General features: G+C 63.0%; 5 protein-coding genes. 4 read left to right on the forward strand and 1 reads right to left on the reverse strand.

What is annotated here, in order from left to right:
• The first annotated feature begins 4 nt into the window (after positions 1–4).
• Entirely contained in the window at positions 5–1,273 is a 1,269-nt protein-coding gene (locus tag BN32_RS04495; RefSeq protein ID WP_040425441.1) for a lipoprotein-releasing ABC transporter permease subunit, read from the forward strand.
• 8 nt (positions 1,274–1,281) lie between these two features.
• Positions 1,282–1,980 (forward strand): ABC transporter ATP-binding protein, encoded by a 699-nt coding sequence (locus BN32_RS04500; protein WP_040425972.1) that lies wholly within the window; start codon positions 1,282–1,284, stop codon positions 1,978–1,980.
• A gap of 15 nt (positions 1,981–1,995) precedes the next feature.
• Here the strand turns inward: BN32_RS04500 and BN32_RS04505 are convergent, their stop codons facing one another.
• Entirely contained in the window at positions 1,996–2,262 is a 267-nt protein-coding gene (locus tag BN32_RS04505) for a DUF3551 domain-containing protein (protein ID WP_019196920.1), read from the reverse strand.
• 706 nt (positions 2,263–2,968) lie between these two features.
• Between BN32_RS04505 and dnaE the strand changes: the two genes are divergently transcribed.
• Entirely contained in the window at positions 2,969–6,490 is a 3,522-nt protein-coding gene (gene dnaE / locus BN32_RS04510; protein WP_051488436.1) for a DNA polymerase III subunit alpha, read from the forward strand.
• Between the two features lie 109 nt (positions 6,491–6,599).
• On the forward strand, positions 6,600–8,481 hold a 1,882-nt coding region (locus BN32_RS04515), incomplete at its 3' end, for a caspase family protein (RefSeq protein ID WP_040425442.1).

The raw sequence follows: 8,481 nt of genomic DNA on the forward strand, positions 1-8,481 counted from the left end.
AGACATGAGCGAGCCAGTTCGGACCCCACCCTTTGCGCCATTCGAATGGATGTTGTCGTCCCGCTACCTGCGGGCGCGGCGCAAGGAAGGGTTCATTTCGGTCATCGCCGGCTTTTCGTTTCTCGGCATCATGCTCGGGGTGGCGACGCTTATCATCGTGATGGCGGTGATGAACGGCTTCCGCAAGGAATTGCTCGACAAGATTCTCGGCCTGAACGGCCATGTGGTTGTCCAGCCGCTGGAATCCCCGCTGACCGACTGGAAGGAAGTGGCCGAGCGGATCAGCAGGGTTGATGGCATTCGCCTGGCTGCACCCGTGGTCGACGGACAGGCGCTGGCGTCGTCGCCGTTCAACGCGTCGGGCGTTTTCGTCCGCGGCATCCGTGCGCAGGACCTGAACAGCGTCACCTCGATTGCCAAGAACATCAAGCAGGGCACGCTGGAAGGCTTCGACGAGGGACAGGGCGTTGCGATCGGCCGGCGGCTCGCGGACCAGTTGTCGCTGCGCGCCGGGGACAGCATCACCTTGGTTGCGCCACGGGGTGCGGTAACCCCGATGGGAACGACGCCGCGCATCAAGCCTTACAAGGTCGCAGCCGTTTTCGAGATCGGGATGTCCGAATACGACGCATCGTTCGTGTTCATGCCGCTGCCCGAAGCGCAGGCCTATTTCAACCGCGCCAACGATGTCACCGCCATCGAGGTCTATACGGTCAACCCCGACAAGATCGACGTCTACCGCAAGTCGGTGACCGAGGCTGCTCAGCGGCCGATCTTCCTGGTCGACTGGCGGCAGCGCAATTCGACGTTCTTCAATGCGCTGCAGGTCGAGCGCAACGTAATGTTCCTGATCCTCACGCTGATCGTGCTGGTGGCGGCGCTGAACATCGTCTCCGGTCTCATCATGCTGGTGAAGGACAAGGGCAGCGACATTGCGATCCTGCGCACCATGGGGGCGTCGCAGGGCTCCGTGATGCGGGTCTTCCTGATCACCGGCGCCGCCATCGGCGTGGTCGGCACGTTGGTCGGGTTCCTGCTCGGTCTGCTTGTCTGTCTCAACATCGAAACGATCCGTCAGTTCATCTCATGGATGACCAACACCGAATTGTTTTCGCCCGAACTCTATTTCCTGTCCAAGCTTCCGGCTGAAGTCGATGTCGGAGAAACCACGGCGGTCGTAATCATGGCGCTGACGTTATCGTTTCTGGCGACGCTGTACCCGTCCTGGCGCGCTGCGCGCCTCGATCCGATCGAAGCGCTCAGGTACGAATGAGCGCACCGATGGAGCAGGGGGAAAATGGCGTTCCGGTCGTCTATCTGCATGACGTCCGCAGGCGATACAAACAGGGCGAGGCCACGCTGACCATTCTCGACGGCGCCAGTCTGGCTTTGTGGGAGGGGCAGTCCGTCGCGCTGGTCGCGCCGTCGGGCACCGGCAAATCGACGCTGCTTCATATCGCGGGCCTGCTGGAGCAGGCAGACGAGGGCGAGGTCTATGTCGGGGGCACAGCCACATCGGGATTGTCCGACGTTGAGCGCACCCAGATCCGCCGCACCGATATCGGTTTCGTCTACCAGTCGCATCGGCTGCTGCCGGAGTTTTCGGCGCTCGAGAACGTGATGATGCCGCAGATGATCCGTGGTTTGCCGAAGAAGGAAACCATCAAGCGGTCACAGGAAATCCTGGCCTATCTCGGATTGGCGGAGCGCGTGACGCACCGGCCTGCTGAGCTATCCGGTGGCGAGCAGCAGCGCGTGGCGATTGCGCGCGCGGTGGCCAATGCGCCGCGTGTCCTGCTGGCGGATGAGCCGACTGGAAATCTCGATCCGCACACTGCGGATCATGTGTTCAACGCTCTGACCCAGCTGGTGAGAGCGACGCGCGTCGCGATGCTGATCGCGACGCATAACATGGACCTGGCTGCCCGGATGGACCGCCGCGTCTCGCTCCAGGACGGTCACGTCATCGAGCTCGACTGAGCTGAACCCGGCCGCTCAGTAGGCCGAGCGCTGTGTGCGGCGGCGCGGCTGATAGACCGGCTCGCCGTCGCTGTAGGCGTAATAGGGATTGGCGTAGCAGCTTGCATAGGTGCCGGACGCCGTCGCCTGACACTGCTGGTAAGTCGAGTACCTGCAATCGCCATAACCGGTCTGGATATCGCGACCCTGAAGGCAGAACGGATAGTCCCGGGCCTGCGCCGGGGCGGACTGGACGGCGAAGCCGGTGCCGAGCACCGCGAGGGCCAAAAGTAGATTGCGCATTGTGTTCTCCTGCCGGGACTGCGCCCGGTTTGCACTAGTGGTCCGATTCTAACATTCGCCTCCCGTTTCGGCAGGTGGCTTCGCGAATGTTAGAATCGAAGGACCACTAGCAATTGTAGATTCTAGTGGAGTTTAGGATTTGACATTCGCGATGCGAACTCGCGGCGGGGTGGACCGCGAATGTCAAATCCACTCCACTAGGTGTTGGAGCCAGACCGTTTTTAACGTGCTCCGTCAACTCACGTTCCTGCGTAGCTGTTGATGGATTTGCGAAAGTCACGAGCCGTTTACGTTTTGTTAGCATTGGCCAGACGTCGGCGGTGAGCCGGAATTTCCAACGCTTGACTTCAAGAACAAATAAGGAACAATGTTCCCATTACGTTCTCATAGAGTCGGTAGAGCGTCGATAGGGAGTTCGGTCATGTTGAAGACATTCGTTGAAGAAGCTGCTGCGCTGACCTCGCTTGTGCTGTTCGTCGGAATGATCGCGATCTGGGCGCAAGTCATTCCTCAGATGTAGTGATCTGCCCGGCCTCGGGAACGCCCGAGGCTGGGGAAAACGATGATGGACCCGGCATCAACAGACGGGTCCGCGTCATCCGCGTGGACACCTGTTGTACAAGGCACACCATCGACCCTCATGAGTCGTCCTGTCGCAGGCGGTTCATCGCGCCGATGAAACTCCGCGAAGGTTGCCAAGGTCCGCATGTCCAAGACTGTTACAACGAAGTCGTCCGCGTCGGACCCCGGGTTCGTCCATCTGCACGTGCATTCGGCCTATTCGCTGCTGCAGGGGTCGATGACCATCGGCAAGCTGGCTGAACTTGCCAAGGCCGATCATCAGCCGGCCTTGGCGCTGACCGACAACGACAACATGTTCGGCGCGCTGGAGTTTTCCGACAAGCTCGCCGCCTACGGCATCCAGCCCATCACCGGCTGTGCAATGTCGGTCGACTTCGGCGATCAGGACCCCGCGGCCCGCAACGCGCTTGCGCCGGCGCGGCTCGTGCTGCTGGCTACCAACGAGGACGGCTATCGCAGCCTGATGAAGCTGAACTCCCGCGCGTTTCATGACACGCCGGTCAATCAGTTGCCGCATATCAAGATTGACTGGCTGGACGGCGAGACCGCAGGGCTGATCGCGCTGACCGGCGGACCGGAAGGAACCATCGCGCAGGCCATCAACGCCGATCAGCCGGCTTTGGCGCAGGCGCGCTCCGACAGGCTGGCGAAACTGTTCGGGGACCGGCTCTACATCGAGTTGCAGCGTCACGGGCTTGAAAGCGAACGCCGCTGCGAGACTGCCTTGATCGACATGGCCTATGCCATGGGCCTGCCACTGGTCGCGACCAACCAGCCGTATTTCGCCAGCGCCGATGACTACGAGGCGCATGACGCGCTGCTCTGCATTGCGGGCGGGCGTCTTGTGTCGGAAACCGATCGCGATCAGCTGACGCCAGATCACCGTTTCAAGACCCGCGCCGAAATGGCTGTGCTGTTCGCCGATCTGCCCGAAGCGCTGGCGTCCACGGTCGAGATCGCGAAGCGCTGCGCGTACCGGCCGCGAACGCGCAAGCCGATCCTGCCGCGCTTCACGGTGGGAAGCGACAACGCCGGCGACGCGGAAGCCGAGGAGGGCACGGAACTGCGCCGTCAGGCCGCCGAAGGTCTGGCGCGGCGGCTGGCGCTGCACGGTCTCGCGCCGGGCATCACCGAGGAAGACTACAGCAAGCGTCTCGCCTTCGAGCTCGATGTCATCACCCGCATGAACTATTCGGGCTACTTCCTGATCGTGTCGGACTTCATCAAGTGGGCCAAGGCCCAGGGCATTCCGGTCGGGCCGGGCCGCGGTTCGGGCGCGGGCTCGCTGGTCGCCTATGCGCTGACCATTACCGACCTCGATCCGATCCGGTTCGGCCTGCTGTTCGAGCGCTTCCTCAATCCGGAACGCGTGTCGATGCCGGACTTCGACATCGACTTCTGTCAGGATCGCCGCGGCGAGGTCATCCGCTACGTGCAGGAGCGCTACGGCCGCGAGCAGGTCGGGCAGATCATCACCTTCGGGACGCTGCAGGCGCGCGGCGTGCTGCGCGACGTCGGCCGCGTGCTGCAGATGCCGTATGGACAGGTGGACCGGCTCACCAAGCTGGTGCCGCAGAATCCGGCGGCGCCGGTGACTCTGGCGAAGGCCATCGAGAGCGAGCCGAAGCTACAGGCCTTCCGTGACGAAGATCCGGTGGTCGCGCGCGCCTTCGACATTGCACAGCGCCTTGAGGGTCTGACGCGCCATGCCTCGACCCATGCGGCGGGCATCGTGATCGGCGACCGGCCGCTCTCCGAACTCGTACCGATGTACCGCGATCCGAAATCGGACATGCCGGTCACCCAGTTCAACATGAAGTGGGTGGAACCTGCGGGACTGGTGAAGTTCGACTTCCTCGGCCTGAAGACGCTGACGGTGCTCGATGTCGCGGTGAAGCTGCTGAAGCAGCGCGGCGTCGAGGTCGATCTCGCGACGCTGCCGCTCGACGACAAGCAGAGTTACGAGATGCTGGCGCGCGGCGAAGTGGTTGGCGTCTTCCAGGTTGAAAGTCAGGGCATGCGGCGTGCGCTGGTCGACATGCGCCCCGACCGTTTCGAGGACATCATTGCGCTGGTCGCGCTGTATCGTCCGGGCCCGATGGCGAACATTCCGACGTACTGCGCACGCAAGCACGGCGACGAGGAGCCCGAATACCTGCATCCGATGCTGGAGCCGATCCTCAAGGAAACCTTCGGCGTCATCATCTATCAGGAACAGGTGATGCAGATCGCGCAGGTGATGGCGGGCTACTCGCTCGGCGACGCCGACCTGCTGCGCCGCGCAATGGGCAAGAAGATCCGCGCGGAAATGGACAAGCAGCGCGCCGGTTTCGTCGCTGGTTCCGTGAAGAACGGCGTGCCGAAAGGGCAGGCGGAAACCATCTTCGAACTGCTCGCGAAATTCGCCGACTACGGCTTCAACAAGAGCCATGCGGCGGCCTATGCGCTGGTGTCCTACCAGACCGCGTATATGAAGGCGCACTATCCGGTGGAGTTCATCGCCGCGTCGATGACCCTGGATATGAACAACACCGACAAGCTGTCGGAATTCCGCGCCGAGACGCAGCGGCTCGGTTTCAAAGTCGAACCGCCGTCGGTCAATCGCTCGGGCGCGACGTTCGAGGTCAGGGATCAAACGATTTATTACGCGCTCGCTGCACTAAAGGGTGTCGGCGGGCAGGCTGTCGATCTTCTCGTCGAAGCGCGCGGCGACAAAGCTTTCACATCACTGGCCGATTTCGCGTCGCGGGTGAATCCGCGCGCCATCAACAAGCGTGTGGTTGAAAGTCTCGCCGCGGCCGGTGCGTTCGACACCATCGATTCAAACCGCGCACGGGTATTTGCAGGAGCCGATGCCATCGTCGCTGCCTGCCAGCGCGGCCATGAAGCCACGACGTCGGGTCAGAACGACATGTTCGGCGGCATGGCGGATGCGCCGAGCATCGTGCTTCCGAATGTCGAACCCTGGCTGCCGGCCGACCGTCTGCGCCGCGAATACGACGCCATTGGCTTCTTCCTGTCGGGGCACCCGCTGGACGATTATGCGACGGCGCTGAAACGCCTGCGCGTGCAGTCGTGGAGCGAGTTCTCCCGCGCGGTGAAGACCGGCGCGACCGCCGGACGTGTTGCTGCGACGGTGGTGTCGCGGATGGAGCGCCGCACCAAGACGGGCAACAAGATGGGCATCATCGGCCTGTCAGACCCGACTGGTCACTTCGAGGCCGTGCTGTTCTCGGAAGGGCTTGCGCAGTATCGCGACGTGCTGGAGCCTGGAACGGCCGTACTCATGCAGATCGGCGCGGAGTTGCAGGGCGAGGACGTGCGCGCCCGGATCCTTCATGCGGAACCGCTCGACGATGCTGCCGCCAAAACCCAGAAGGGACTGCGCATCTTCGTGCGCGACGACAAGCCGCTGGAGTCGATCTCCAAGCGCCTGGAAGGTCATCAGGCCGCGTCTGCCAGCAATAAAATCCAGGCGGTCAGGTCTGCGGGGCCGGCGGCCGGTGACGGCGAAGTCACCCTGGTCATGATGCTCGACCTCGAAACCGAGGTGGAACTGAAGCTGCCCGGCCGGTTCAAGGTCTCGCCCCAGATCGCCGGTGCGATCAAGGCGGTCGCTGGCGTGGTGGACGTTCAGACGGTGTAGCGGCTTACCGCCGGGAGGTTGCCGCCTTATTCCGACTATCTTTCGTTCAAACAATGTTCAGGTGGTCTGACATCCACTGGGCAGGATCGGCTGAACGGAGGCACGTTTGATGCGCGGGATGATCAGGTTCTTGAACGTCGCGGCCGTGCTGGTTTTCGCTGCCGCAACCGTCCCGGTTCAGGCACAGACACCACGGCCTCCGCAAGGTCAGCAAAGCCGTATCGCGCTGGTCATCGGCAACGGCAACTATCAGGGCTCGCCGCTGGCGACCGCTGCCAACGATGCGGGCCTGATTGCCCAGACATTGCAGGCAGCAGGGTTCGATGTGGTCGGCGCGCGCGATCTCGATGGCGAGACGCTGCGGCAAACCTTCCGCGACTTCATCCAGAAAGCGCAAAAGGCCGGACCGGATACGGTCGCGATGATCTATCTCGCGGGCTACGGCCTGCAATTGGCGGGTGAGAATTACTTCGTGCCGGTCGATGCCTCGATGGCGCGCGACACAGATATCCCGGTCGAAGGTCTGCGGATCGGCGATTACATCCGCCAACTGTCATCGCTGCCGCTGAAGGCCAACATTGTCGTGGTCGATGCTGCGTACAATCATCCGTTCGCAAAGGAGGGCCAGCCGCTTGCGGGCGGTCTTGCGCTGATCGAGCCAGAGCCGAAAGGCCTGATTGCGTTCAACGCCGCGCCCGGAACAATCGCGCCGAATCCGACCGGCAACTACGGTCCTTACGCGCAGGCGCTTGCGGAAATGATCCGCACCGGCGGCATTTCGCTTCCTGAAGTTTTCAACCGCACCAAGTTGCGCGTCAACGACGTGACCAAAGGAGCGCAGGTGCCATGGGACGCACAAAAGCTTGAAGGGGACTTTGTGTTCTTCGACCGCGCGCCGGATGCCCCGCCGCTGCAGGCCAACCAGGATGCCGCTGCGCGCTCGAAGCCCATTCGCGATTTCGGCGCGCAGGATGCCTACACCGCCGCGCTCGAACGCGACACGATTGCCGACTACGAGGCTTTCCTTGCCGCCTATCCGGACGATCCGATGGCGAAGCGGGTGAGGGCGATCATCGCCGCGCGCCGCGAAGCCATCACGTGGCGGCAGACCTATCGCGCGAACACGCAGCAGGCTTATTGGTCCTATCTGAAGCGCTATCCGAAGGGGCCGCACGCCGCGGACGCGCGCCGTCGGCTTGCCAATATCGCCGCAGCGCTTGAGCCGCCCCCGGCGTTCGACGAATACGCTTACGATGTGCCGCCGCCGCCTGAATACGAATACGAATACGTCGATCGTCCCTACCTGATGTTCGACGATCCGGTGTTCGCCTTTGCGCCGCCGCCGCCGGTGCCGGTGTTCTTCCTGCCGCCGCCGCCGCCGGATTTCATCGTGCTCGATCCGCCATATTACTACGACGATGTCTACTATCTGCCGCAGCCGATCTTCATTCCGATCCCGATCTTCATCCGGCCGCCGATCTATGTGCGGCCGCCGGTGAACCGTTTCCTGTTCACGAACATCCACAATACGAATGTCATCAACACCATCATCAACCGGCGTCCGGCGGAGGGCGTTGTTCGGCCCGGAGGACCCGGCGGTGAGTTCAGGCCGGGACGACCGGGTGCCGGACCGGGCGGCGCGGCGATAACTCGTCCCGCGTTCGCGCCGGCCTTGCCGCCATCGGCCACGCGCAGGGCGAACCTTATCCGTCAGGGCAAGGTGACGGCTCCGCCGGGCGTTCTTCCAATCGCCGCCGGTGGTGGCCGTCCGGGAACGCCGGGATTGGGACGACCGGGGCAGGGTCAGCAGCCCGGCGGCGTCCAGCCGGGTAATCTTCGGCCGGACAATGTGCTGCCGGGGCAAACTCCAGCTGCAGGACCGGATGGACAGCCCAGACCGGGAGCCCGCCCGCTGCCGAGCACCTTGCCGGCTCCCGGTCTGACCGGACCGCAGCCAGGTCAAGATGGACGTCCTCAAGATGGGCGTCCGG

The organism is Afipia birgiae 34632, from assembly GCF_000308295.2.
Taxonomy (GTDB): domain Bacteria; phylum Pseudomonadota; class Alphaproteobacteria; order Rhizobiales; family Xanthobacteraceae; genus Afipia; species Afipia birgiae.

Coding starts and splice junctions, on each gene's coding strand:
- BN32_RS04495 (WP_040425441.1), top strand. CDS start 5: ATGAGCGAGCCAGTTCGGACCCCACCCTTTGCGCCATTCGAATGGATG.
- BN32_RS04505 (WP_019196920.1), bottom strand. CDS start 2,262: ATGCGCAATCTACTTTTGGCCCTCGCGGTGCTCGGCACCGGCTTCGCC.
- BN32_RS04500 (WP_040425972.1), top strand. CDS start 1,282: ATGGAGCAGGGGGAAAATGGCGTTCCGGTCGTCTATCTGCATGACGTC.
- dnaE (WP_051488436.1), top strand. CDS start 2,969: ATGTCCAAGACTGTTACAACGAAGTCGTCCGCGTCGGACCCCGGGTTC.